General features: G+C 70.3%; 21 protein-coding genes. 15 read left to right on the top strand and 6 right to left on the bottom strand.

Annotated features, from left to right (window positions below; genetic code table 11):
• Positions 1-92 precede the first annotated feature (92 nt).
• The 6 genes from A9977_RS33280 to A9977_RS33255 all read left to right on the top strand — a co-directional run bounded on the left by A9977_RS33280 (position 93) and on the right by A9977_RS33255 (position 8,619).
• Positions 93-2,015, top strand: a complete 1,923-nt coding sequence (locus A9977_RS33280) for an ABC transporter permease (RefSeq protein WP_183029126.1) — start codon at positions 93-95, stop codon at positions 2,013-2,015.
• Positions 2,016-2,103: 88 nt separating this feature from the next.
• Positions 2,104-2,901 carry an ABC transporter ATP-binding protein gene (locus A9977_RS33275; protein ID WP_183029124.1) on the top strand — a complete coding sequence of 266 codons (798 nt, stop codon included), beginning with the start codon at positions 2,104-2,106 and terminating at the stop codon, positions 2,899-2,901.
• 2 nt (positions 2,902-2,903) lie between these two features.
• Positions 2,904-3,638, top strand: a complete 735-nt coding sequence (locus A9977_RS33270; RefSeq protein WP_183029122.1) for an ABC transporter ATP-binding protein — start codon at positions 2,904-2,906, stop codon at positions 3,636-3,638.
• A 34-nt stretch (positions 3,639-3,672) separates the two neighbouring features.
• Positions 3,673-4,380, top strand: coding sequence for a bifunctional nicotinamidase/pyrazinamidase (gene pncA, locus A9977_RS33265; RefSeq protein ID WP_183029120.1), 708 nt, complete (start codon positions 3,673-3,675; stop codon positions 4,378-4,380).
• Positions 4,381-4,393: 13 nt separating this feature from the next.
• Entirely contained in the window at positions 4,394-4,870 is a 477-nt protein-coding gene (locus A9977_RS33260; RefSeq protein WP_183029119.1) for a (2Fe-2S)-binding protein, read from the top strand.
• Positions 4,867-8,619 carry a molybdopterin cofactor-binding domain-containing protein gene (locus tag A9977_RS33255; RefSeq protein ID WP_183029117.1) on the top strand — a complete coding sequence of 1,251 codons (3,753 nt, stop codon included), beginning with the start codon at positions 4,867-4,869 and terminating at the stop codon, positions 8,617-8,619. The genes A9977_RS33260 and A9977_RS33255 overlap by 4 nt, the downstream gene beginning before the upstream one ends.
• On the opposite strand, the gene A9977_RS33250 is transcribed toward A9977_RS33255, so the two are convergent.
• Positions 8,616-9,524: an acyltransferase gene (locus A9977_RS33250; protein WP_183029115.1), complete on the bottom strand. Its 909-nt coding sequence runs from the start codon at positions 9,522-9,524 to the stop codon at positions 8,616-8,618. The two genes, A9977_RS33255 and A9977_RS33250, sit on opposite strands and share 4 nt — an antisense overlap.
• Positions 9,525-9,738: 214 nt before the next feature.
• Here A9977_RS33250 and A9977_RS33245 point away from each other — a divergent pair, with 214 nt between their 5' ends.
• Positions 9,739-10,923: a fumarylacetoacetate hydrolase family protein gene (locus A9977_RS33245; protein ID WP_183029113.1), complete on the top strand. Its 1,185-nt coding sequence runs from the start codon at positions 9,739-9,741 to the stop codon at positions 10,921-10,923.
• A gap of 13 nt (positions 10,924-10,936) precedes the next feature.
• On the opposite strand, the gene A9977_RS33240 is transcribed toward A9977_RS33245, so the two are convergent.
• On the bottom strand, positions 10,937-12,463 hold the full coding sequence (locus A9977_RS33240) for a YifB family Mg chelatase-like AAA ATPase (RefSeq protein ID WP_183029111.1): 1,527 nt from the start codon (positions 12,461-12,463) through the stop codon (positions 10,937-10,939).
• A gap of 216 nt (positions 12,464-12,679) precedes the next feature.
• Between A9977_RS33240 and A9977_RS33235 the strand changes: the two genes are divergently transcribed.
• From A9977_RS33235 to A9977_RS33225, 3 genes are all read left to right on the top strand, one after another.
• Positions 12,680-13,411 carry a TorF family putative porin gene (locus tag A9977_RS33235; protein WP_183029152.1) on the top strand — a complete coding sequence of 244 codons (732 nt, stop codon included), beginning with the start codon at positions 12,680-12,682 and terminating at the stop codon, positions 13,409-13,411.
• 62 nt (positions 13,412-13,473) lie between these two features.
• Positions 13,474-13,812: a P-II family nitrogen regulator gene (glnK, locus tag A9977_RS33230; RefSeq protein WP_183029109.1), complete on the top strand. Its 339-nt coding sequence runs from the start codon at positions 13,474-13,476 to the stop codon at positions 13,810-13,812.
• Positions 13,813-13,846: 34 nt separating this feature from the next.
• Positions 13,847-15,262, top strand: a complete 1,416-nt coding sequence (locus tag A9977_RS33225) for an ammonium transporter (protein WP_183029107.1) — start codon at positions 13,847-13,849, stop codon at positions 15,260-15,262.
• 216 nt (positions 15,263-15,478) lie between these two features.
• Here A9977_RS33225 and A9977_RS33220 read toward each other — a convergent pair whose 3' ends face one another.
• From A9977_RS33220 to pcaD, 4 genes are all read right to left on the bottom strand, one after another.
• The gene (locus A9977_RS33220; RefSeq protein ID WP_183029106.1) at positions 15,479-16,258 is read right to left on the bottom strand and encodes an IclR family transcriptional regulator C-terminal domain-containing protein; all 780 of its coding nucleotides are present in this window, start codon (positions 16,256-16,258) and stop codon (positions 15,479-15,481) included.
• Positions 16,259-16,325: 67 nt separating this feature from the next.
• Complete coding sequence (locus tag A9977_RS33215; RefSeq protein ID WP_183029104.1) at positions 16,326-17,300, bottom strand: tripartite tricarboxylate transporter substrate binding protein; 975 nt, start codon at positions 17,298-17,300, stop codon at positions 16,326-16,328.
• A 41-nt stretch (positions 17,301-17,341) separates the two neighbouring features.
• Positions 17,342-17,734 carry a hypothetical protein gene (locus tag A9977_RS33210; RefSeq protein WP_183029102.1) on the bottom strand — a complete coding sequence of 131 codons (393 nt, stop codon included), beginning with the start codon at positions 17,732-17,734 and terminating at the stop codon, positions 17,342-17,344.
• Positions 17,735-17,766: 32 nt separating this feature from the next.
• Positions 17,767-18,543 (bottom strand): 3-oxoadipate enol-lactonase, encoded by a 777-nt coding sequence (gene pcaD, locus A9977_RS33205; RefSeq protein ID WP_183029100.1) that lies wholly within the window; start codon positions 18,541-18,543, stop codon positions 17,767-17,769.
• A 137-nt stretch (positions 18,544-18,680) separates the two neighbouring features.
• Between pcaD and A9977_RS33200 the strand changes: the two genes are divergently transcribed.
• The 5 genes from A9977_RS33200 to A9977_RS33180 all read left to right on the top strand — a co-directional run bounded on the left by A9977_RS33200 (position 18,681) and on the right by A9977_RS33180 (position 23,925).
• The gene (locus A9977_RS33200) at positions 18,681-19,601 is read left to right on the top strand and encodes an SMP-30/gluconolactonase/LRE family protein (protein WP_183029098.1); all 921 of its coding nucleotides are present in this window, start codon (positions 18,681-18,683) and stop codon (positions 19,599-19,601) included.
• Positions 19,602-19,642: 41 nt separating this feature from the next.
• Entirely contained in the window at positions 19,643-20,752 is a 1,110-nt protein-coding gene (gene glcE / locus A9977_RS33195; RefSeq protein ID WP_183029097.1) for a glycolate oxidase subunit GlcE, read from the top strand.
• Between the two features lie 10 nt (positions 20,753-20,762).
• Positions 20,763-21,566: a YoaK family protein gene (locus A9977_RS33190; RefSeq protein WP_183029095.1), complete on the top strand. Its 804-nt coding sequence runs from the start codon at positions 20,763-20,765 to the stop codon at positions 21,564-21,566.
• A 38-nt stretch (positions 21,567-21,604) separates the two neighbouring features.
• Positions 21,605-22,831: a glycolate oxidase subunit GlcF gene (gene glcF, locus A9977_RS33185; RefSeq protein ID WP_183029093.1), complete on the top strand. Its 1,227-nt coding sequence runs from the start codon at positions 21,605-21,607 to the stop codon at positions 22,829-22,831.
• A 74-nt stretch (positions 22,832-22,905) separates the two neighbouring features.
• Entirely contained in the window at positions 22,906-23,925 is a 1,020-nt protein-coding gene (locus tag A9977_RS33180) for an AraC family transcriptional regulator (RefSeq protein ID WP_183029091.1), read from the top strand.
• Positions 23,926-23,976 lie beyond the last annotated feature (51 nt).

Here is a 23,976-nt window from a genome sequence, read left to right as displayed (position 1 = left end):
CGCCAACCCCCTACCGGGGGCGGGCCGGCCGCTTCGGGCGGCCGCGCGCGGCGGCCCCCACGAATGAATAAAGCGTCCCCCAAGGATCCCCGATGAGTTTTTCAGGTTTTGTCGTTCAGTTGCTCAACGGGTTGGCCGGTGCCTCCTCGCTGTTCCTCGTGGCGGCCGGTCTTTCGCTGATCTTCGGTGTGACGCGCATCGTCAATTTCGCGCACGGCTCCTTCTTCATGGTGGGCATCTATGTGGCCTACACGCTGGTCGAGAAGCTGGGCGGCAGCCTGGGCTTCTGGCCGGCCCTGCTGCTCGCCGCCGTGGTGGTGGGCGTGCTCGGCGCGCTGATCGAGGTGCTGCTGCTGCGCCGCATCTACAAGGCGCCCGAACTCTTTCAACTGCTGGCCACCTTCGCGCTGGTGCTGGTCATCAAGGACGCGGTGCTCTGGCTCTGGGGCCCCGACGAGCTGCTGGGCCCGCGCGCGCCCGGCCTGCGCGGCTCGGTCGAGATCCTGGGCCGGCAGTTCCCTTCCTATGACCTGTTCCTGATCGTGGTCGGCCCGGTGGTGCTGGGCCTGGTCTGGCTGCTGCTCACCCGCACCCGCTTCGGTACGCTGGTGCGCGCCGCCACGCAGGACCGCGAGATGGTCAGCGCGCTGGGCGTGAACCAGGCCTGGCTGTTCACCGCGGTGTTCGCGCTCGGCGCGCTGCTGGCCGGCCTGGGCGGCGCGCTGCAATTGCCGCGCGAACCCGCGACGCTGGAGATGGACCTGAACACCATCGGCGCCGCCTTCGTGGTGGTGGTGGTGGGCGGCATGGGCTCGCTGCCCGGCGCCTACGTCGCGGCGCTGCTGATCGCGGAACTGAAGGCGATCTGCATCTGGCTGGGCGTGGTCAACATCTTCGGCTTCGCCGTCTCCTTCTCCAAGCTCACGCTGGTGGTCGACTTCCTGGTGATGGCCGTGGTGCTGGTCTGGCGCCCCTGGGGCCTGATGGGCCGGGCGCAGGCGCCCAGCCGCTACGTGGGCATGCAGGAAGAACCGCTGCGCCGCGCGGGCCGCGGCTACGTGATCGGCGCCGCGCTGTTCGCGCTGGTGCTGGCGGCGGTGCCGCTGCTCACGGCCAATGCGCCCTACACCGTGGTGCTGATGATCGACCTGCTGATCGCCGCGCTGTTCGCCGCCAGCCTGCACTTCATCATGGGCCCGGCCGGCATGCACTCCTTTGGCCATGCGGCCTACTTCGGCCTCGGGGCCTACGCCGCGGCACTGCTGGTGCGTTCGAGCGGCATGCCGATGGAACTGGCGCTGGTGGCCGCGCCGCTGATCGCCGCGCTCGGCGCCTTCGTCTACGGCTGGTTCGCGGTGCGCCTGTCGGGCGTCTACCTGGCCATGCTCACGCTGGCCTTCGCGCAGATCACCTGGGCCGTGACCTACCAGTGGGACAGCTTCACCGGCGGCAGCAACGGGCTGACCGGGGTCTGGCCTTCGGAATGGTTGTCGGACAAGCGCGTGTACTACTGGGTCACGCTGGCGCTGGTGGGCGGCGGCGTGTGGTGGCTGCGCCGCGTGCTGTTCTCGCCCTTCGGCTATGCGCTGCGCGCGGGCCGCGACTCGGTGCTGCGCGCCGACGCGATCGGCATCGACGTCAAGCGCATGCAGTGGGCCGCCTTCGTGGTGGCGGGCACGGTGGCCGGCCTGGCCGGTGCGCTGTATGCCTTCTCCAAGGGCAGCATCTCGCCCGAATCGATGGCGGTCGGCAAGTCGGTCGACGGCCTGGTGATGGTGCTGCTGGGCGGCATCCAGACGCTGGCCGGCCCGGTGGTGGGCGCCGTGACCTTCACCTGGCTGCACGACACCGTGGCCCGCAACACCGACTACTGGCGCGCGATGCTCGGCGCGATCATCCTGCTGCTCGTGCTGCTGTTCCCGCAGGGGATCGCAGGCTCGATCAAGCAGATGGTCGACCGCCGGCGCAAGAGCGCCAAGACCGAAGCACCGGCGCTCGGGGAGGTGAAGGCGTGAAGGTCAGGGGGCTTTCTTTCCACGCCGTCGCCGCTCCGGGCGCCTTGCCCTGCGCGCCTGCGCGCACCGCTTTCCAACGAGATTCCCGATGACCCTCCTGCAAGTCACCAACCTGGGCAAGTCCTTCGGCGGCGTCAAGGCCGTCGACGGCATCAGCTTCGACCTCGCGCCCGGCGAACTGCTGGCGCTGATCGGCCCCAACGGCGCCGGCAAGTCCACCACCTTCAACATGGTCAACGGCCAGCTCAAGGCCGACCAGGGCTCGATCAGGCTCGGCGGCCAGGAACTCGTGGGCCTGAAGCCGCGCGAGATCTGGCGCATGGGCGTGGGCCGCACCTTCCAGATCGCCGAGACCTTCGCCTCGCTGACCGTGGTCGAGAACGTGCAGATGGCGCTGCTCTCGCACGACGGCAAGCTGTTCTCGATGTGGCGGCGCGCGGCCGACCACCGGCGCGAGGACGCGCTGGCGCTGCTCGAACAGGTCGGCATGAAGAGCCAGGCCGATCGCCCCTGCAGCGAACTGGCCTACGGCGACGTCAAGCGCGTCGAGCTGGCCATCGCGATGGCCAACGCGCCCAAGCTGCTGCTGATGGACGAGCCCACCGCGGGCATGGCGCCCAAGGAGCGCAATTCGCTGATGGCGCTGACCAAGGAACTGGTGATCCAGCGCGGCATGGCCGTGCTCTTCACCGAGCACAGCATGGACGTGGTGTTCGCCTATGCCGACCGCATGATCGTGCTGGCCCGCGGCCGGCTGATCGCGCAGGGCAAGCCGCTGGAGATCCGCGACCATCCGAAGGTGCAGGAGGTCTACTTCGGCAGCGGCAAGACATTCGAAAAAATCGCAGAGAAAGCCGCGCAAGTGAATGCCGCGGTAGGAGCCTGAGCATGAGCACGCACGAGACACTGCTGTCGGCGAAATCGCTGTGCGCCTGGTACGGCGCCGCACAGATCCTCTACGACGTCGACCTCGAGGTGCGGCGCGGCGAGGTGGTGGCGCTCATGGGCCGCAACGGCGCGGGCAAGTCGACCACGCTCAAGACATTGATCGGCATGCTGGCCAAGCGCAAGGGCAGCGTGAGCTTCCTGGGCCAGGACATCTCGAAAAGCGAGCCGCACGTCGCGGCCCGGCTGGGCCTGGGCTTCGTGCCCGAGGACCGGCGCGTGTTCACCGACCTCACGGTGATGGAGAACCTCGAGGTCGGCCGCCAGCCCGAACGCCGCTGGAACGACGGCAGCGCCGCGCCCGTGTGGACGCCCGAGCGGCTGTTCAAGCTGTTCCCCAACCTGGGCGAGATGCCCCACCGTCCTGGCGGCCGCATGAGCGGTGGCGAGCAGCAGATGCTCACGGTCGCGCGCACGCTGATGGGCAACCCCTACCTGGTGCTGCTCGACGAGCCCTCCGAAGGCGTGGCGCCGGTGATCGTCGAGCAGATGGCCAACATGATCCTCGAGCTCAAGGCGCAGGGCGTGAGCATCCTGTTGTCGGAGCAGAACATGCACTTCGCCGAGCTGGTGTCCGACCGGGCCTACGTGCTCGAGAAGGGCCAGATCCGCTACCAGGCCACGATGGCCGAACTGGCGGCCAACGACGAAGTCCGTCGCGCCTATCTCAGCGTCTGATCCCCTTCCTCATCACCTCGTCAGGAGTTCCACCATGCACCGCAGAACCGTTCTCCAAGCCGGCGCCGCCCTCGGGCTGGTCGCGCTGTCGCCGCAGCTCTTCGCCGCGGGAAAGCTCAAGCCCGGCGGCAAGGCCGCGCTGATCGTGGTCGACGTGCAGAACTGCTTCCTCGAAGGCGGCACGCTCGCGGTCAAGGGTGGCAACGAGGTGATCCCGGTGATCAACGCGCTGGCGCCGTCGTTCGAGAACATCGTGGTCACGCAGGACTGGCACACCGCGGGCCATGCCTCCTTCGCGAGCACCTACTCGGGCAAGAAGCCCTTCGAGACCACCAAGCTCAACTACGGCACCCAGGTGCTGTGGCCCGACCATTGCGTGCAGGGCACCGAGGACGCCGCGCTGGGCAAGGAGCTCAAGGTGCCGACCGCGCAGCTGATCATCCGCAAGGGCTTCCACAAGGAGATGGACAGCTACTCGGCCTTCGAGGAAGCCGACCACAAGACCGCGACCGGCCTGGCCGGCTACCTCAAGGCGCGCGGCATCAAGACCGTGTTCGTCACCGGCCTGGCCACCGACTTCTGCGTCGCCTGGACCGCGATGGACGCGCGCAAGGCCGGCTTCGAGGCCTATGTGATCGAGGACGCGACGCGCGGCATCGACCTCAACGGTTCGCTGGCCGCGGCCTGGAAGCAGATGGCGTCCAAGGGCGTGAAGCGCATCCAGTCCTCCGACATCGGCTAGGCCAGGCGCTGCGTTGGTCGAACTCGCACTCGTCGTCAACTCGCGCGCGACCACGCTGGCCGTGTCGCACGAGGCGACGCTGCTCCATGTGCTGCGCAACGAACTCGGCCTCAACGGGCCGAAGTACGGCTGCGGGCTCGGGCAGTGCGGCGCCTGCACCGTCTGGGTCGACGGCGTGGCGGCGCGCAGCTGCGTGATTCCGGCGCATGGTGTGCATGGGCGAGAGATCACCACGCTCGAAGGACTGGGCTCGCGTGCCCACTGGCACCCCGTGCAGCAAGCCTTCGAGGACGCGCAGGCCGCCCAATGCGGCTACTGCCTCAACGGCATGGTGATGCAGGCCGCGGCCCTGCTGGCGCGCGAAGCGCGGCCCAGCGAGGCGCGCATCCGCGCCGAACTCTCGGGCAACTTCTGCCGCTGCGGCACGCATGTCGAGATCGTGCGCGCGGTGCAGCTGGCGGCCGAACGCATCGCCGGCGGCGCCGCATGAGCGCGCGGCGCGCCGACCTGCCGCACACCCGCGGCGACTTCCTCTCGGCCGAGGGCGTGCTGGTCGTGAGCCGGCCCACGCCGCCGCCGATGGCGCCGGCCAAGGGGCAGCCGATCGCGGTGGCGGGCAACCCGGCCGAGGGCGACGAGATCCTGATCGCCGTGTGGGACGACGGCAGCGTGACCGCCCTCAACGGCCACGTCGACCTGGGCACGGGCATCCGCACCGCGCTGGCGCAGATCGCGGCCGAAGAGCTCGACGTGCCGCTCGGTGCCTTGAACATGGTGCTGGGCGACACGGCGCGCGCGCCCAACCAGGGCGCGACCATCGCCAGCGCCTCGATCCAGATCCATGCCGTGCCCCTGCGCGCCGCCGCGGCGCAGGCGCGCGCCTGGCTGCTGGCGCGCGCGGCCGCGCACTTCGGCGTGCCCGTCGAGGCGCTGCGCATCGACGACGGCGTCGTGAGCCTGAAGGCCGACGCGGCGCAGCGCCTGACGATCGGCGCGCTGGTCGCGGGCCAGCGCACCGTGCTCACGCTCGACCTCCATGCGCCACTCAAGAACGCGGCCGACTACAAGCTGGTCGGCACGCGCCAGTCGCGCGTCGACATCCCGGCCAAGCTCGCGGGCGAGCTGGTGTTCGTGCACGACATGCGCGTGCCCGGCATGCTGCACGGCCGCGTGGTGCGCCCGCCCTATGCGGGCGCCGACCACGGCGACTACATCGGCAACACGCTGGAGTCGGTCGACGAAGCCTCGATCGCGCACATCCCCGGCATCCGCGCGGTGGTGGTGCTGCGCGACTTCGTTGGCGTGGTGGCCGAGCGCGAAGAGCACGCCGAGCAGGCGATGCGCGAACTGCGCGTGCGCTGGAAGGCCTGGCCCGGCATGCCCGACCTGTCGGACGTGGCGCAGGCACTGCGCGACAACCCCGCGACGCAGCGCCTGCTGGTCGACGACGGCGATGTCGACGGCGCCCTGGCACGCGCCGCGCAGCCGATGCGGCGCACCTATGTGTGGCCCTACCAGATGCATGCGTCGATCGGGCCCTCGTGCGCGCTGGCCGACTGGTGCGTCGACGCGGCCGACGGTTTCCAACTCAAGGTGTGGGCCGGGTCGCAGAACCCGCATGTGCTGCGCGCCGACCTCGCCAAACTCATGGGCCTGCAGGATCTGCAGATCGACGTGGTGCGCATGGAGGCCGCGGGCTGCTACGGCCGCAACGGCGCCGACGACGTGGCGGCCGACGCCGCGCTGCTGGCGCGCGCCGTCGGTGCGCCGGTGCGGGTGCAGCTCTCGCGCGAGCAGGAGCACGCGTGGGAGCCCAAGGGCGCGGCGCAGCTGATGGAAGTCAACGGCGGCCTCGATGCCGAGGGCGGCATTGCCGCCTACGACTTCGAGACCTCGTACCCGTCGAACGGCGCGCCCACGCTGGCGCTGCTGCTCACGCGCACGGTCGAGCCGGTGGCGCAGGCCTACGAGATGGGCGACCGCACCGCGCGCCCGCCCTACACGGTCGACAACCTGCGGGTGAAGGTCAACGACATGGCGCCGATCGTGCGCGCCTCGTGGCTGCGCGGCGTGTCGGCGCTGCCCAGCTCTTTCGCGCACGAGTCGTACATCGACGAACTCGCGACCGCGGCCGGCGTCGACCCGGTGCAGTTCCGGCTGCGTCACCTGCACGACCCGCGCGCCGCCGAGCTGGTGCAGGCCACGGCGCAGAAGGCCGGCTGGCGCATGCGCACCGGGCCGCAGGAGAACGCCGATGGCGGGCTCGGAGAAGGCGGCGACATTCTTTTCGGCCAGGGCTTCGCCTATGCGCGCTACATCCACAGCAAGTGGCCGGGCTTCGGCGCGGCCTGGGCCGCCTGGGTGGCCGACGTGGAGGTCAACCGCGTGACCGGCGAGGTGCATGTGCGCCGCGTGGTGGTGGGCCACGACGCCGGGATGATGGTCAACCCCGCGGGCGTCGAGCACCAGATCCACGGCAACGTGATCCAGACCACCAGCCGCGCGCTGATGGAAGAGGTGCGCTTCGCGCCCCAGCAGGCCGGCGGCGCGCCCGCCGGCGAAGTCATGGCGGGCCGGCCCGCCTCGGGCGTGGTCGCCAACCGCGAGTGGGGCGGCTACCCGATCCTCAACTTCCGCCAGGTGCCGGTGATCGAGGTGATGCACATGCCGCGCCAGGGCGAGGCGCCGCTGGGCGCGGGCGAATCGTCCTCGGTGCCGGGCACGGCCGCGATCGCGAACGCGATCTTCGACGCGACGGGCGTGCGTTTCCGGTCGCCGCCGTTCACGCCGGAGATGGTGCTGGCCGCATTGAACGGGGCTTCACTCCCTCCCCCTCCGGGGGAGGGCGGGGGTGGAGGCCTGCGGCCTGGGCGAGGTGAGGCTGCCGTGCCCCCATCCCAGCCTTCCTCCGAAAGGGGAAGGAGCAAGACCGATGCGCCCTGGCCTCAACGCAAAGGCGTCTGGGCCACCGGCGCCGCGCTGGTCATCGGCGGCCTCGGCGTGGTCGCCGGCCTGCTGGGCTGGCGCTCGGTCATCGCGCCGGTGTCGCTCACCGCGCCGGTCTACAGCGCCACCACCATCGAGCGCGGCCGCGTGCTGGCCGCGATGGGCGACTGCGCGGTCTGCCACACGGCCGCGGGCGGCACGCCCAACGCGGGAGGGCGCGCGATGGACACGCCCTTCGGCACGATCTACACCACCAACCTCACGCCCGATCCCGAGACCGGCCTGGGCCGCTGGTCCTTCAGCGCCTTCCAGCGCGCGATGCGCGAGGGCGTCTCGCGCGACGGCCACCACCTGTACCCGGCCTTTCCGTACACGGCCTTCGCCAAGACCACCGACGACGACCTGCAGGCGCTCTACGCCTACTTCATGTCGCTGCCGCCGGTGGTCGCCGCGACGCCGAAGTCGGACCTGAAATTCCCCTACAGCGTGCGCCCGCTGATGGCCGGCTGGAACGCGCTGTTCCACGATCCCGCGCCCTATGCGCCGGTCGCCACGCAGAGCGCCGAATGGAACCGCGGCGCCTACCTGGTCAACGGCCTGGGCCATTGCGGCGCCTGCCACACGCCGCGCAATGCGCTGGGCGCGGAGCAGGGCGGCAGCGCCTTCCTGTCGGGCGCGATGGTCGACGGCTGGGAGGCGCCCGCGCTCACCGGCCGCTCGAAGTCGGCCGTGCCCTGGGACGCCGAATCGCTCTACCGCTACCTGCGCAACGGCCACGCGCCCGCGCACGGCACGGCCGGCGGGCCGATGGCCGAGGTGGTGCGCGAGCTGGCCCAGGTGCCCGACGCCGACATCCGCGCGATGAGCACCTACCTCGCCTCCTTCAACCCCGAGGTGCCCGATCCGCAGGCCCTCGCCACGCAGGCCGTGCAGGCCGCGGCGGCCAACAAGGGCCGCCTGATGGGCGCGCCGCAGCGCCTGTTCGACAACGCCTGCGCGGCCTGCCACCACGACGGCGACGGCCCGACGCTGCTGGGCGTGAACACGCCGCTGGCGCTCAACAGCAACCTGAGGAGCGACCGGCCCGACAACCTGCTGCGCACCATCCTCGATGGGGTGCGCGAGCCGGCCTCGAAGGACATCGGCTTCATGCCCGCCTTCCGCGAGGCGCTCGACGATGCGCAGATCGCCGAACTGGCCGGCTACATGCGCGCGCGCTTCGCGCCGCAGGCCGCGCCCTGGCCCGAGCTGGCGAAGGACGTGGCGCGCGTGCGCGCCGCCACGCCGCCTTAACCCCTGGTCTTCGCGGACGCGAGCAGCGTCTCGATCTGCGCGTCCTTGAAGGCCCAGAGCTCGGCCAGCCAGCGGTGGAAGCTGCCGCGGAAGGCCGAGTCGGCCTCGTAGTCGCCCCGGCCCAGTTCGGCCGGGATCGGCACCTCGCGCGCACGCAGCATCACGCGCGTCGTGCGGCCGCACAGGAAGTCCCAGAAGCTGGGCACGCCCTCGGGATAGACGATGGTCACGTCGATCAGCGACTGGAACTTCTCGCCCATCGCGTCCAGCGCCAGCGCCAGCGCGCCGGCCTTGGGCTTGAGCAGGTGACGGTAGGGCGAGGACTGGCCCTGGTGCTTGGCGGCGGTGAAGCGCGTGCCCTCGGCGAAGTTCATCACGCTGGTGGGCACCAGCGCGAACTTCTCGCAGGCACGGCGCGTGGTCTCGCGGTCCTGGCCGCGCAGCGCGGGGTTCTTGCGCAGGTCGGCCTTCGAATGGCGCTTCATGAAGGGAAAGTCCAGCGCCCACCAGGCCAGGCCGATCACCGGCACGTAGATCAGCTGCTGCTTGAGGAAGAACTTGAGCAGCGGGATGCGCCGGTTCATCGTGTGCTGCAGCACGAAGATGTCGACCCAGGACTGGTGGTTGGCATTCACCAGGTACCAGCCGCGGTAGGCCAGGCCCTCGACGCCCTGCACGTCCCAGGTGGTGCGCTGCGTGAGCCGCATCCAGCCGCTGTTGCAGGCGATCCAGGCGGTGGCGATGGCGTTGAGCACCGGGTCGATGCCGCGGCGTATGGCCGCAAAGGGCAGCAGCAGCTTGACCAGCGAGAGCAGCAGCAGCAACGCACACCAGAACAGCGTGTTGATCACCAGCAGCAGGCCGGCGATGACGCCGCGGACGAACGGGGGGAGGAATCCAAGCATGGGTGTCGGTGCGGAAGAGAGGGGAGGTGCGGCGCGCGCAGAAGGGTTGATTGTGCGCATGGCGCGAAGCCGGGAGATGATGCAGCGCAAACCCGCTCGCCAAAGCCCCTCGCTTCGCAGGTCCAACAGCAGGCGTTATCGTTGCGGACTGCGCCGCCCGGGCCTTCGTCCGCGCGCGTCGCGTTCTTCCATTCCAAGATTCCAGAGACACACCATGCCCCTCGCCCTCGACATTTTCTCCGCCCTTCCGCGCGACGCCGCGACCGCCACGCTGGTCGGCCGGATCTGGCTGCCCGAAGTCGGGCCGGTGCTGGTCGCGGTGCATGGCGACCATCTGCACGACCTCTCGCGCGTGGCGCCCACCCTGAGCCAGCTGCTCGAAGGCGATGCCCCGGCGGTCGCGGTGCGCGCGGCGCTGGAAGACGGCATCGCGCCGCGCATCGCCGCGCTCGACGCGGTGATCGCCAACAGCGACGAGAGCGCCCGCGATGCCACGCAGCCCTGGCTGCTCGCGCCCTGCGACCTGCAGGCGGTCAAGGCCAGCGGCGTGACCTTCGTCGAGAGCCTGCTCGAACGCGTGATCGAGGAGCAGGCCCGCGGCGACGCCTCGCGCGCCGAGGCCACGCGCCAGGCGCTGGGCAGCGTGCTCGGCGACAACCTCGCGGGCATCGTGCCGGGCTCGCCCGAGGCCGCGCGGGTGAAGGAGGTGCTGATCGCGCAGGGCGCGTGGTCGCAGTACCTCGAAGTGGGCATCGGCCCCGACGCCGAGATCTTCACCAAGGCCCCGGTGCTGGCGGCCGTGGGCACCGGCGCCGACGTGGGCATCCATGCGGGCTCGGTCTGGAACAACCCCGAGCCCGAGGTGGTGCTGGCCGTCAACAGCCGCGGCCAGACCCTGGGCGCGGCGCTGGGCAACGACGTCAACCTGCGCGACTTCGAAGGCCGCAGCGCGCTGCTGCTGGGCAAGGCCAAGGACAACAACGCCTCCTGCGCGATCGGCCCCTTCGTCCGGCTGTTCGATGCCGGCTTCGGCATCGAGGACGTGCGCCGCATCACGGTGGTGCTGCAGGTCAAGGGCCCCGAGGGCTTCACGCTCGAAGGTTCGAGCTCGTTGTCGAAGATCAGCCGCGACCCGCTCGACCTGGTCGGCCAGGCCATCGGCGAACACCACGACTATCCCGACGGCCTGATGCTGTTCCTGGGCACCATGTTCGCGCCCACGCAGGACCGCCACGGCCCGGGCCAGGGCTTCACCCACGTGGTGGGCGACCAGGTCACGATCTCGGCGCCCGAACTCGGCGCGCTGGTCAACCGCGTGGTGCACGCCGACCAGGCGCCGCGCTGGACCTTCGGCATCACGGCGTTGATGCGCAACTTGGCCAAGCGCGGGCTGCTCTAAGAGCGCGCGCTGATCAGCGCAGCGCGCGCCGGTACTGCACGGCCTCGGCCACGTGCGCCGGCTGCACCGCTTCGGCGCCCGCCAGGTCGGCGATGGTGCGCGCCACCTTGAGCGCGCGGTGCGTGCTGCGCGCCGACCAGCCCAGCCGGCTCGCGGCCGTGTGCAGCAGCTGCAGCCCCTCGGCGGCCAGCGAGGCGTGGCGGTCGATGGCCGTGCCCTGCAGCGCCTGGTTGGGCGTGCCCTGGCGCGCCATCGCACGCTCGCGTGCGGAGACGACGCGTGCGCGGATGGCGGCGGTCGACTCGCCCGGCGCGGCATCGAGCAACTGCTGCGGCGGTATCGCCGGCACTTCGACGTGCAGGTCGATGCGGTCGAGCAGGGGCCCGCTGAGCTTGCCCTGGTAGCGCGCCACCTGCTCGGGCGTGCAGCGGCAGGCCTTGAGGGCCGAGCCCAGGAAGCCGCAGGGGCAGGGGTTCATCGCGGCGATCAGCTGGAAGCGGGCCGGGAATTCGGCGCGTCGCGCGGCCCGCGCGATGGTGATGGTGCCGGTCTCGAGCGGCTCGCGCAGCGCCTCGAGCGCCGCGCGGGCGAATTCGGGGAACTCGTCGAGGAAGAGCACGCCCTGGTGCGCCATCGAGATCTCGCCCGGCCGTGGCGGCGAACCGCCGCCCACCAGCGCCACCGCGCTGGCCGTGTGGTGCGGGCTCGCGGTCGGGCGGCACATCCAGCGTTCGATGGCGAAGCGGCCGCCGAGGCTGGCGATGGCGGCGCTCTCCAGCGCCTCCTCGACCGTCATGGGCGGCAGCAGCCCGGCGAAGCGCTGGGCCAGCATCGACTTGCCCGAACCCGGCGGACCCACCATCAGCAGGCGATGCTGGCCCGCGGCGGCGATCTCGAGCGCCCGCTTGATCCCCGCATGACCCTTGACGTCGGCCAGGTCGGGCCCGGGTGCGGCCGGTGCGCCGGGCTGCGCATGGACGCGCGCCCAGCCCTCGGCGGCAGGCGCGGCCGCGCCCTCGGCCTGCGTCAGGAACTGGCCGACCACGTCGAGCAGGTGTTGCGCGCCATAGATCTCGGCGCCGGGCACCAGCGCGGCTTCCTGCGCACTGTCGGCGGGCAGCACCAGCCGGGTCGCCACGCCGCGCGTGTGCAGCGCCAGCGCCATGGCCAGTGCGCCCCGCACCGGCCGCAGATGGCCCGAGAGTGAGAGCTCACCTGCGAATTCGTGGCCGGCCAGCCGGGCGGCATCGATCTGGCCGCTGGCCGCCAGGATGCCGAGCGCGATCGGCAGGTCGAAGCGGCCCGAATCCTTGGGCAGGTCGGCCGGTGCCAGGTTCACGGTGATGCGCTTGTTGTGGGGAAACTCCAGCCCGGCGTTCTGGATCGCCGAGCGCACGCGTTCGCGCGCCTCCTTGACCTCGACCTCGGCCAGCCCCACCAGCGTGAAGCTGGGCAGTCCGTTGGCCAGATGCACCTCGACGGTGACGCTGGCCGCTTCGAGCCCCAGCAAGGCACGGCTTTGCACCAAAGACAGACTCATTCCGCTCCCTTTCCCCAACATGGTGCGCGGTGGCGGCCTCGTAGGGGCACAGCTCACATTGGTGCGCAACCTGGATTTGAAACACGCCGGTAACGCGGCGCAACCGTCTTCTCCCCCGATGGCCAGCCCGGTGACAGGCGGTCTGGCGCATTTGGCACGCTCCCTGCTTTAAGAAGGTTCCCCCTACCTTCCAATTTCCCGAGGAGCCGTTCGATGATGCACCGTAAAACCGCCCAGGCCCTGGCCGTGGCCGCCCTTGCCGCCCTGCCGATGTTCGCGAGCGCCCAGCTCTCGGCCAACGTCGCCCTGACCAGCAACTACAAGTTCCGCGGCCAGGACCAGGATTCGAGCAAGAGCAAGGCCGTCAAGCCGGCGATCCAGGGCGGCTTCGACTACGCCTTCGGCGAGACCGGCTGGTATGTGGGCAACTGGAACTCCAGCGTCGACTGGCTGCCGGGCAACAGCATCGAGAGCGACCTCTACGGCGGCTACAAGTTCTCGGCCGGCGGCATCGGCTGGGATCTGGGCGCGCTGACCTACATCTACCCGGGCAACAAGAACGGCAACACGACCGAGCTCTATGTCGCCGGCAGCTACGGCCCGCTGACGCTCAAGTACTCGCACACCATCTCGAAGGACTACTTCGGCTGGGCCGGCGAGAACTCGGGTTCGGGCCTCAAGGGCCAGAACACCGGCTACCTGAACCTCGGCTTCGCCCAGGAAGTGGCGCCCTCGCTGACGCTCAAGGCCAACGTCGGCTACACCCGCTTCGCCAGCGACATCAAGGACCTGGGCGTGCCCAACTACGTCGACTACGCCGTGGGCGTGTCGTACGACTTCGGCAGCGGCGTGGCGCTCTACGGCGGCGTGCAGGGCGCCAACAAGAAGGCCTTCTTCGGCGACGTGAACAAGGCGCGCGCCATCGTCACGCTCAGCAAGACGCTCTGAACAAAGAACAAGGCGCGGCCCATGCTGCCGCGCCGCCCCCTTTCATCTCCAGGAGAAATTCCATGAAGCTGGTCACAGCCATCATCAAACCATTCAAGCTCGACGAGGTGCGCGAAGCCCTCTCGACGATCGGTGTGCAGGGCATCACCGTGACGGAAGTCAAGGGCTTCGGCCGCCAGAAGGGCCACACCGAGCTCTACCGCGGCGCCGAGTACGTCGTCGACTTCCTGCCCAAGGTCAAGATCGAAGCGGCCGTGGCCGACGAACTGGTCGATCGCGTGATCGAGGCCGTGGAAGGCGCGGCGCGCACCGGCAAGATCGGCGACGGGAAGATCTTCGTCTACAACCTGGAGCAGGTCGTGCGCATCCGCACCGGCGAAACCGGCCGCGAGGCCCTCTGATTCCAGCGCATCACGGCACGAAAGAACAATCGACATGAAAAAACTGCTTGTCTCGTTGGCGCTCGGCTTGAGCGTGCTCACCGCCGGTGTCTCCGGCTTCGCCCAGACGCCGACCGCGGCTGAACCCGCCGCGTCGGCGCCCGCAGCCGCCGCACCGGCCGCCGCACCCGCCCCGGTCGCCGCAGCGGCCCCCGCTGCCGCTGCACCCGCCGCGGCCCCGGTTCCGAAGGTCGATTCCGGCGACACCGCCTGGATGCTGACCTCGACCCTGCTGGTCATCCTGATGACCATCCCCGGCCTCGCGCTGTTCTACGGCGGCCTGGGCCGCTCGAAGAACATGCTGTCGGTGCTGATGCAGGTCTTCGTCATCTTCTCGCTGATCAGCATCCTGTGGGCCATCTACGGCTACAGCCTGGCGTTCTCGGGCGACGGCAACTTCATCGGCGGTCTGGACAAGATCTTCCTGAAGGGCGTCACCACCGAGACCTTCGGCGCGCTGACGACCATCCCCGAACACGTGTTCATCGCCTTCCAGGGCACCTTCGCCGCCATCACCGTGGCGCTGATCGTGGGCGCCTTCGCCGAACGCGCCAAGTTCTCGGCCGTGCTGCTGTTCGCCGTGATCTGGTTCACCTTCAGCTACCTGCCGATGGCGCACATCGTCTGGGGCGGCGGCCTGCTGGGCAAGGACGGCGCGCTCGACTTCGCTGGCGGCACCGTGGTGCACATCAACGCCGGTATCGCCGGCCTGGTCGGTGCCTACATGGTCGGCAAGCGCCTGGGCTACGGCAAGGAAGCCTTCACGCCGCACTCGCTGACGCTGACCATGGTCGGTGCCTCGCTGCTGTGGGTGGGCTGGTTCGGCTTCAACGCCGGCTCGGCCGGTGCGGCCAACGGTGCGGCCGGCCTGGCCTTCATCAACACGGTGCTGGCCACCGCCGCCGCGACGCTGTCGTGGATCCTGGGCGAGAGCATGCACAAGGGCAAGGCCTCGATGCTGGGCGCCGCTTCGGGTGCCGTCGCCGGCCTGGTTGCCGTGACGCCGGCCGCCGGCTTCGTCGGCCCGATGGGTTCGATCGTGCTGGGCCTGCTGGCCGGCCTGGTCTGCCTGTGGGGTGTGAGCGGCCTCAAGCGCATGCTGGGCGCCGACGACGCGTTCGACGTGTTCGGCGTGCACGGCGTGGGCGGCATCCTGGGTGCCATCCTGACCGGTGTGTTCGCTTCGCAGAGCCTGGGCGGCACGGGTGGCCTGACCCCCGACACCTTCTCGATGGGCGCCCAGGTCTGGGTGCAGGTCAAGAGCGTGGTGTTCACCATCGTCTGGTCCGGCGTGGTGGCCTTCATCGCCTTCAAGATCGCCGACCTGGTCGTCGGCCTGCGTGTGACGGAAGAAGAAGAGCGCGAAGGCCTCGACATCTCCTCGCACGGTGAGACCGCATATAACAGGTAACACCCTCGAGGGTCCAGGCGCACTGCGTGTCGCCTGGCCCTTCCCCCTCAAGGGGGCAACACCGGCGGCCCGGCAGAGCCGGTTCCGCGGTGTTCCTGGAAGGGGAGAAGAGCGGAACGAGTTTCTACGCGAGAGTCTCCTCGGATGTTCAGCCCGCAGCGCTTCGGCGTCGCGGGCTTTTTTTTGTCCGGGGAGGGCGCCGCGTTGCGGCAGGGCTCAGCGCGTGGCGCGCAGGGCGGCGTTGATCTGGGCCGCGGCCTCGGTCAGCAGCGGCAGCTGTTCCTTGAGCATGCGCTGCTTGGAGTTGCGCTCCGCATGGCCCGCCACGTTGATCGCGGCCACGATCTGGCCGCCGCGGTCGCGCAGGGGCATGGCCACGGCCGTGAGGCCGCTTTCGAGTTCCTGGTTGACCCAGCAGTGGCCGTCCTTGTGCGCGCGCTGGATCAGCGCCTCGAGCCGGCCGATGTCGGTCTCGGAGCGCGGCGTGAGCGGCCGCAGGTCGCTCTGGCGCAGGCGTTCGGCGCGGTCGGCCTCGTCGAGACCGCCCAGCAGGATGCGGCCGGTGGCCGTCGCCCAGGCCGGCAGCCGCGTGCCGACCGAGAGGTTGAGCGACATCACGCGCCGCGTCGAGGCACGCGCCACGTAGACCACCTCGTGGCCGTCGAGCACGCAGACCGAGCACGACTCGCCGGTCTTCTCGGCCAGGTCGACCACGTAGGGCTCGACGATGTCGGTGATCGGCAGGCCCGACAGGTAGGCATAGCCCAGCCGCATCACCTTGGGCGTGAGCCTGAAGCTGCGGCCGTTGTTGAGCGCATAGCCCAGGTGGCACAGCGTGAGCAGCAGGCGGCGCGCGGCGGCGCGGCTGACGCCCGCGATGGCCGCGACTTCCGACAGCGTGAGTTCGGGGTGCTCGGCATCGAAGGCGCCGATCACGGAGAGGCCGCGCGCGAAGGCGTCGACGTAGGTGCTGGATTCGACGGGGCGCGGTTCCAAGGGCGTGCAATCGGCGGGCTGAGAGGGCGCAAAGTCTAGCCCAGCCCGACGCGATCGCCGCGCCCCGTCACTCGGGCTGGATGCCCGCCGCGCGGATGGTGTCGCCGTAGCGCACCAGCTGCTCCTTCACCAGCTGGGTCAGGCCGGCGCCGTCGCTGGGCACCAGCTCGAAGCCCTGCTTCTCCAGCGTGCCGATCACGACCGGGTCCTTCATCGCATCGTGGAAGGCCGCGCGCAGCTTGGCGACGCGGTCGGCCGGCGTGTTCGCGGGCGCGAAGAGCCCGGCCCACGAGGTGATGTTGAAGCCCTGCACGCCGGCCTCGGTGAGGGTGGGCACGTCCGGCAGCAGCGGGCTGCGCGCGCGCGAGGTGGTGGCCAGCACGCGCAGCTTGCCGGTCGCCAGGTGTGGAATGCCCAGCGCCGGATTGCCGAACATCACCTGCACCTGGTTGCTCAGCACGTCGAGGATCGCGGCCGGCTCGCCCTTGTAGGCCACGTGTTCCATGCGGATGCCGCTGATCGAATTGAACTGCAGCGAGGACACCAGCGCCGTGGTGTTGCCGGTCGCGAAGTTGAGCTGGCCCGGGCGCTTCTTCGCCACATCGATCAGTTCCGCCACCGACTTGGCCGACAGCCCCGCATTGACGTAGAGGAAGAAGGTGTAGCGCCCGAGCGAGCTCACCGGCGCGAAGCTGGCCACCGGGTCGTAGGGCAGCTTCTTCTTCAGCGCGGGCGAGGCCGACAGCGCGCTGTTGGTGCCATAGAGCAGCGTCAGCCCGTCGGGCCGGGCGCGCGCCACTTCCGAGGCCGAGATGATGCCGTCGCCGCCGGCCTTGTTGTCGACGATCACCGGCTGGCCCAGGCTGCGCGCGGCCGAGCTCGCCAGCGTGCGCGCGATGGTGTCGGAGGCCGAGCCCGGCGGGAAGGGGATCACCAGGCGCACGGGCGCATCGGGGAACGCGGCCTGGGCAGAGGCCAGGCCCGCCACCGAGGCGAGCAGGGCGGCACCGGCGACGGCGCGGAGGAAGAAGCGTGTGTTCATGAAAAAAAAGACTCGCTGAAGGAGGAAGGTGGATGGCCCGCTCAGGGACCGAAGCTCGAGCGCATCTGGATGCCCCAGGCGTCGTCGACGCGCGTGAGCACGTAGAGCGATTCATAGATGCCGATCACCGAGCCGTCGCTGCGAAAGCGCGTGTAGCTCAGCGCGACGTGCGCCTTGGTTTCGCTGAACTGCACGAGCTCGCGCGTGCGCCAGCTGCTGTGGCGCCAGTCGTCCTCGGCCTGGAGCTTCTGGAACAGGTCCATCGGGTTGCTGCCTGCCGCTTCGTAGGTGCGCAGCTGTCCACCCGCGAAGCGCACGTGCGGGAAGTGCATGGTCGCGTCCATCGCGGTGGCGTCGTGCGCATTGAGCGCGTCCATGAAGCGGTCGAGCACCGCGAAGCAGGCGGTCTGGGTGGCGTGTCGTTGATCGGGCATGCAGGTCCTGGAAGGCGAGGAAGAAAAAGGGATCAGGTCGAGCTCGCGAAACGCATGACCGCGTCCGCGAAGGCGGCCGGCGCACCCAGGTTGCCCAGGTGCGCGACCGGCAGCTCGAGGTAGCGCGAGGCGCGCAGGCCGTCGTGCAGCGCGCGGCCCTGCTGCGGCGGGGTCGCGAGGTCGTGCGTGCCGGCGATCACCAGCGCGGGCAGCGCGAGCGATGCGAGGCGCGGGCGGAAATCGAAGTCCATCACCGCCTGGCCGCACTGCAGGTAGCCCTCGGCCTTCACCTGCGAGAACATGTCGCGCAGCAGCGCCACCGTGTGGGGCTCGGCTTCGGCCTGGGCCGGTGTGAGCCAGCGCGCGCTGCTGGCCTCGAACAGCGCCATCACGCCCTCGTCGCGGGCGCGCGCCAGGCGCTGGCGCCAGAAGTCGGCGGCGCCGAACTGCGCGGCGGTGTTGCTCAGCACCAGGCCCTGCACCCGCTCGGGCGCACGCGCGGCCAGTTCGAGCCCGATGGCGCCGCCCATCGACAGGCCGCAGTAGTGGCAGCGCGCGATCGCCAGGTCGTCGAGCAGCGCCAGCAGCGCTTCGGCGAGCGCACCCATGTCGAAGGGCGCGGGCCAGGCCGCGGCACCGCCATGGCCGGGCAGCTCGAAGCGCAGCACGCGGAAGTCGCGCTGCCAGGCCTCGACCTGCGCGTCCCAGAGCCGCCCATCGGTGCCCAGCGAGTTGCCCAGCACCAGCACCGGCGCATCCGCGCGCCCGTCGAGGCGGTAGGGAAGGCGGGCGTGGTCGATGGCGGGCATGGGCGTCCTTGGCGAAACAAAAAAGCAGTGCGATTCATTTTGTGCGCACAACGCACAAACGTGCGCATAGCGAATTATCGAATCGGCTTGGCGCTTTTGTCAAACCGGGGTCCGGGACGCGCGGCAGAATGCATCGCATGTGGAATGCAATCGAAGACTCTCTGTGCCAGCTCGGCGAATCCCCGTTCTGGCATCCGCAGGAACGCGCGCTCTACTGGATCGACATCGTGGCGCGCGAGGTGCTGCGCACGCGCGGCGAGGGCGCTTCGGCGACGGTCGAGCGCTGGCGCTTGCCCAGCGAGCCGGGCTGCATCGCGCCCGCGCGCAGCGGCGGCCTGGTGCTGGCGCTGCGCGACGGCATCTACCGCGCGAAGACCTGGGGCGGCGAACTGGCGCTGCTGGCGCGCGCCGATTACGACACCCGCACGCTGCGCTTCAACGACGGCAAGTGCGACCCGCTGGGCCGCTTCTGGGCCGGCACGGTGAACGAGGCCAAGGACGGGCCCAGCGCCGCGCTCTACTGCCTCGACGCGCGCGGCGGCCGCACGCCGGTGCTCACGCGGATGGCGGGCGAGGCCACCACCGCCAACGGCCTGGGTTTCTCGCCCGATGCGCGCACGCTCTACTGGGCCGACACGCCCTCGCATGCGGTCAAGGCCTGGGACTGGGCGATGGAAGCCAACGTGCTGTCGAACCCGCGCGAGTTCGCGCGCTTCGACGCCAAGCCCGCGGGCTGGACGCCCGAATCGTCGCAGCCCTACGACGGCCGGCCCGACGGCGCGACCGTCGACGCGGCGGGCCACTACTGGGTCGCGATGTTCGAGGGCGCGCAGCTCGTGCACCTCGATCCCGCGGGCCGAAGGATCGAGACGCTGGCGCTGCCCGCGCAATGCCCGACCATGCCCTGCTTCGGCGGCGAGGACCTGCGCACGCTGTTCGTCACCAGCGCGGCCAAGGGCCGCAGCGAGGCCGAGCGCGCGCGCCTGCCGGCCTCGGGCAGCGTGTTCGCCACGCGGGTCGCGGTGCCGGGCCTGCCGGTGCACTTCTTCGAGGACTGACCCGCTCCATCGCGCCGGGCCCCGGCGGTACCATCGACCGCATGGACTCCGAGCTTCAAACGATCGTCGAGCGCATCCGCGCCGCCCATGCCCACGCCACGCCCTTGCGCATCCGCGGCGGCGGCACCAAGGACTTCTACGGCGAAGCGGCGCAGGGAGAACTGCTCGACACCCGCGCGCTGGCCGGCATCCGCAGCTACGAGCCCAGCGAGCTGGTGGTCACGGTGCGCGCCGGGACCCTGCTGTCCGAGCTCGAAGCGCTGCTGGCCGGACAAGGCCAGTGCCTGCCCTTCGAGCCGCCGCATTTCGAGGCCGGCGGCACCGTCGGCGGCATGGTGGCCGCGGGGCTCTCGGGGCCGGCGCGCGCCAGCGTGGGCGCGGTGCGCGACTACGTGCTGGGCGCCATGCTGGTCGACGGCCGCGGCGAGGTATTGAACTTCGGCGGCCAGGTGATGAAGAACGTGGCCGGCTACGACGTCTCGCGTGTGCTGGCCGGCTCGCTGGGCGTGCTGGGGCTGATCGCCGAAGTCAGCCTCAAGGTGCTGCCGGTGGCGCCGGCCGAGGCCACGCTGCGCTTCGAATGCGGCCAGGCCGAGGCGCTCGATTTGCTCAACGGCTGGGGCGGCAGGCCCCTGCCGCTCAACGCCAGCTGCTGGGTCGAGGACCAGGGCCGGGGCGTGCTCTACCTGCGGCTGCGCGGGGCGGTGGCGGCGGTCGATGCGGCCTGCGCGCAGTTGGGCGGCGAGCGCCAGCCCGATGCCGCGGCCGACTGGGACCTGTGCCGCGACCAGCGCCTGCCGTGGTTCACCGAGGCCCCCGGCGGGCACGACCTCTGGCGCCTGTCGGTGCCGCAGACCGCGCCGGTGCTGGACCTCGGCGGCGATGCGCCGCCACTGGTCGAGTGGCACGGCGGCCAGCGCTGGTACCACGCGGCACCGGCCGAGGGCCCGCGGCTGCGCGCCGCGGCCGCCGCGGTCGGCGGCCATGCCACGCTGTTTCGCACGGCCGGCGAGACGGCATCGCCACTGCCGCGCTTCGAGCGCCCGTCGGCGCCGCTGATGCGCATCCATGCGGCCCTGCAGCAGGAGTTCGACCCGGCCGGCGTGTTCGACCGCGGCCGCCTGTACCGCCGCGACGCGACGGCGTCCTGACGCCAGCGCCATGCGCCGCCTGCTCCACCTCACCGGCCGGCATCGCACGGCCTCGGTCGACCGGATCTTCGGCCTGCTGCTGGCCTTCAACGCGGGCGCGGTGAATGCGGGCGGGCTGCTGGTGGTGCACATGTACACCTCGCACATGTCGGGCTTCGCCTCGCAGCTGGCCGACGGGCTGGTGCTGGGCAGCGTCTCGCTGCTGCTGGGGGCGCTGGGCGCGCTGCTGGCCTTCGTGGTCGGTGCCGCCTCGACCGCGGTGATCGTGCACTGGGCCCATCGGCACCACCTGCGCAGCGCCTTCGCCATGCCGCTGATGCTCGAGGCCGCGCTGCTGCTGGTCTTCGGCCTGCTGGGCGCGGTCACGCTGAGCTGGCCGACGCCCTTCGCGGTGCCGCTCACCGTGCTGCTGCTGGCCTACATCATGGGCCTGCAGAACGGCCTGAGCTCCAGCATGTCGCACGGCAAGATGCGCACCACGCACATGACCGGCCATGTCACCGACCTGGGCCTCGAGCTCGGCCGGCTGGTTTACCGCAACGCACCCGGCACGCCGCCGGCATTGCGCGTGCGCGCCAACCGCGCGGCGCTGCGCCTCTATGGCGGCCTGCTGGCGATGTTCATCGCGGGCGGCGTGGTCGGCGCGGCGGGCTTCAAGTACGTGGGCTTCGTCTGGGTCGTGCCGCTGGCCTCGCTGCTGCTCGCGCTGTCGCTGCCGCCGTTCCGGCGCGACCTGCGGCGCTCGGCCTACCTGCAGCTGCTGCTGGCCTCGGTCACGCGCCGATTCCGGCGCGGCGCGCCGCCCTCGACCTAGCCGCCCGACAATCCCCAGAAGAACAAGACAAGCCCACCATGCAAACAGAACTCGCCCCCGAATTCAAGGACAGCGCCGACGGCCGCGAGGCTGAGGCCATCCTGCGCAAATGCGTGCACTGCGGCTTCTGCACCGCGACCTGCCCGACCTACCAGCTGCTCGGCGACGAGCTCGACGGGCCGCGCGGGCGCATCTACCTGATCAAGCAGGTGCTCGAGGGCAAGGAACCCACGCGCAGCACCCAGCTGCACCTCGACCGCTGCCTGACCTGCCGCAACTGCGAGACCACCTGCCCGAGCGGCGTGCAGTACGGCCACCTGGTCGACATCGGCCGCAGGATCGTCGACGAGAAGGTGCCGCGCCCGGCGCTGGAGTCGGCCACGCGCTGGCTGCTGAAAGAGGCGCTGCCCTCGCCGCTGTTCGGCCCGGCGATGAAGCTGGGCCAGTCGGTGCGCGGCCTGCTGCCGGACGCGTTGAAGGCCAAGGTCCCCGCAAAGCAGGATGCCGGCACCTGGCCCACGCGCACCCATGCGCGCCAGGTGCTGATGCTCGCGGGCTGCGTGCAGCCGTCGATGATGCCCAACATCAACAGCGCGACCGCGCGCGTGCTCGACGCCGCCGGCATCCAGACGCTGGTCGCGCCCAAGGCCGGCTGCTGCGGCGCGGTGAAGTTCCACCTCAACGACCAGGACGGCGGCAAGGCGCAGATGCGCGCCAACATCGACGCCTGGTGGCCCCAGGTCGACGGCGGCGCGGTCGAGGCGATCGTGATGAACGCCTCGGGCTGCGGCGTCACGGTGCGCGAGTACGGCCATCTGCTGCGCGACGACCCGGCCTATGCGCACAAGGCCGCGCGCATCAGCGCGCTCACGCGCGACCTGAGCGAATTGCTGCCCGACCTGGTGCCGGTGCTCCGATCGCGCGTGAAGGCGCCGCAGGGCGTGGTCGCCTACCACCCGCCCTGCACGCTGCAGCACGGCCAGAAGCTGCGCGGCGGCGTCGAGGTCCACCTGCGCGCGCTGGGCTTCGATGTGCAGGTCGCGAAGGTCGAGGCCAACCTGTGCTGCGGCTCGGCCGGTACCTACTCGGTGCTGCAGCCCGAATTGGCCTACCCATTGCGCGACCGAAAACTCGGGCACCTGCAGCAATTGCAGCCCACGGTCATTGCCTCGGCCAATATCGGCTGCATCACGCATTTGCAAAGCGGTACGGCGGCACCGGTGCGCCATTGGATCGAATTGCTGGACCAGGCGATTTCCAATTGAGAGCGGAAGCGCTCATTCCGATGAATGGAAAGCCGTAATTGACAATTCGTTAAAGGTCGCCAGAGAATGTATCAATGTCCCTGGCGGCGCCGCGAATTGAATACCACAGCACCGATGACCTGGCGCCTGGCGACCGTTTCGGCTTCTGGGCCGACGAACTCGGGCGCAAGATCGGCCTGGCCCGCTACGACAGTCCGCAGCGCCCGGCATTCAGGCAGAGCCTGAGCATCCTGGATGCAGGCCCGATCTGCGTCATGCGCGCGCAGGGCAGCGGCGTCGACCTCTATCGCTCGCAGCACAGCCTGTTCAAGGACGCGGCGGAGTATTCGTTGCAGCTGGTGCTCAAGACCGGGGGCGAGGGCGGCTCGCTGATCGAACAGGGGCACCGGAAAACCGTCTTCCAGGCCGGCGACCTGGTGGTGAACGATTCGCGCCAGGCGCTGCGGCTGAGTTCAGGGCAGGCCACCGACGCGGTGCTGATCGGCCTGGCCGCACCGCTCGTGACCCGCTGGCTGGGGCCGGCCGAGCAGATCGCGGCCCATCGCTTCGACACCCAGCGGGGCTGGGGTGCGATGCTGGCGGGCTACCTGCGCGCGCTGCAGATCGATCACCTGGCGCAGGTCGCGGATCGCCACCAGCAGACCCTGGTGGCGGACCATGTGCTCTCGCTGTTGTCCTTTGCGATGGAGCAGGAGGGTCTGCTGAAAAGCGGCGGCGAAGCCGTGTCGCCGCGCGACCAGGACCTGCATCGGCGGATGCTCGCGTGCATCCGCGAACGTTATGCGGACACCGCGTTCGACGCCTCGGCGCTGGCGGCGCATCTCAACGTGTCGGTGCGCTACGTGCACAAGGTGTTCGCTGCAGCCGGGCGCGGCAGCACCTTTCTCGGCACCTTGCGGCAGGAGCGGCTGGCGGCGGCCGACCGCCTGTTGCGCACACGCGCGCCCTCGATGACGGTGGCCGATATCGCCTGGCAATGCGGCTTTGCCGACCCGGTGAATTTCGGCCGCGTGTTCCGGCAGGAAAACGGCATCACGCCCGGTGCGCTCGCGCGAAAATCCGACGTAATTCACGAAGCCTCGCCGTCGAATTGAATCGCCCCCTTGGGCGGGCATCGCGCGGCGAAAGGTCCATGAGAATGCGCG

It is taken from the genome of Variovorax sp. UMC13, from assembly GCF_014170375.1.
In the GTDB taxonomy this organism is placed as follows: domain Bacteria; phylum Pseudomonadota; class Gammaproteobacteria; order Burkholderiales; family Burkholderiaceae_C; genus Variovorax.
Note: the sequence above shows the minus strand (reverse complement) of the source record. Positions and strands in the feature narration are given on the sequence as shown.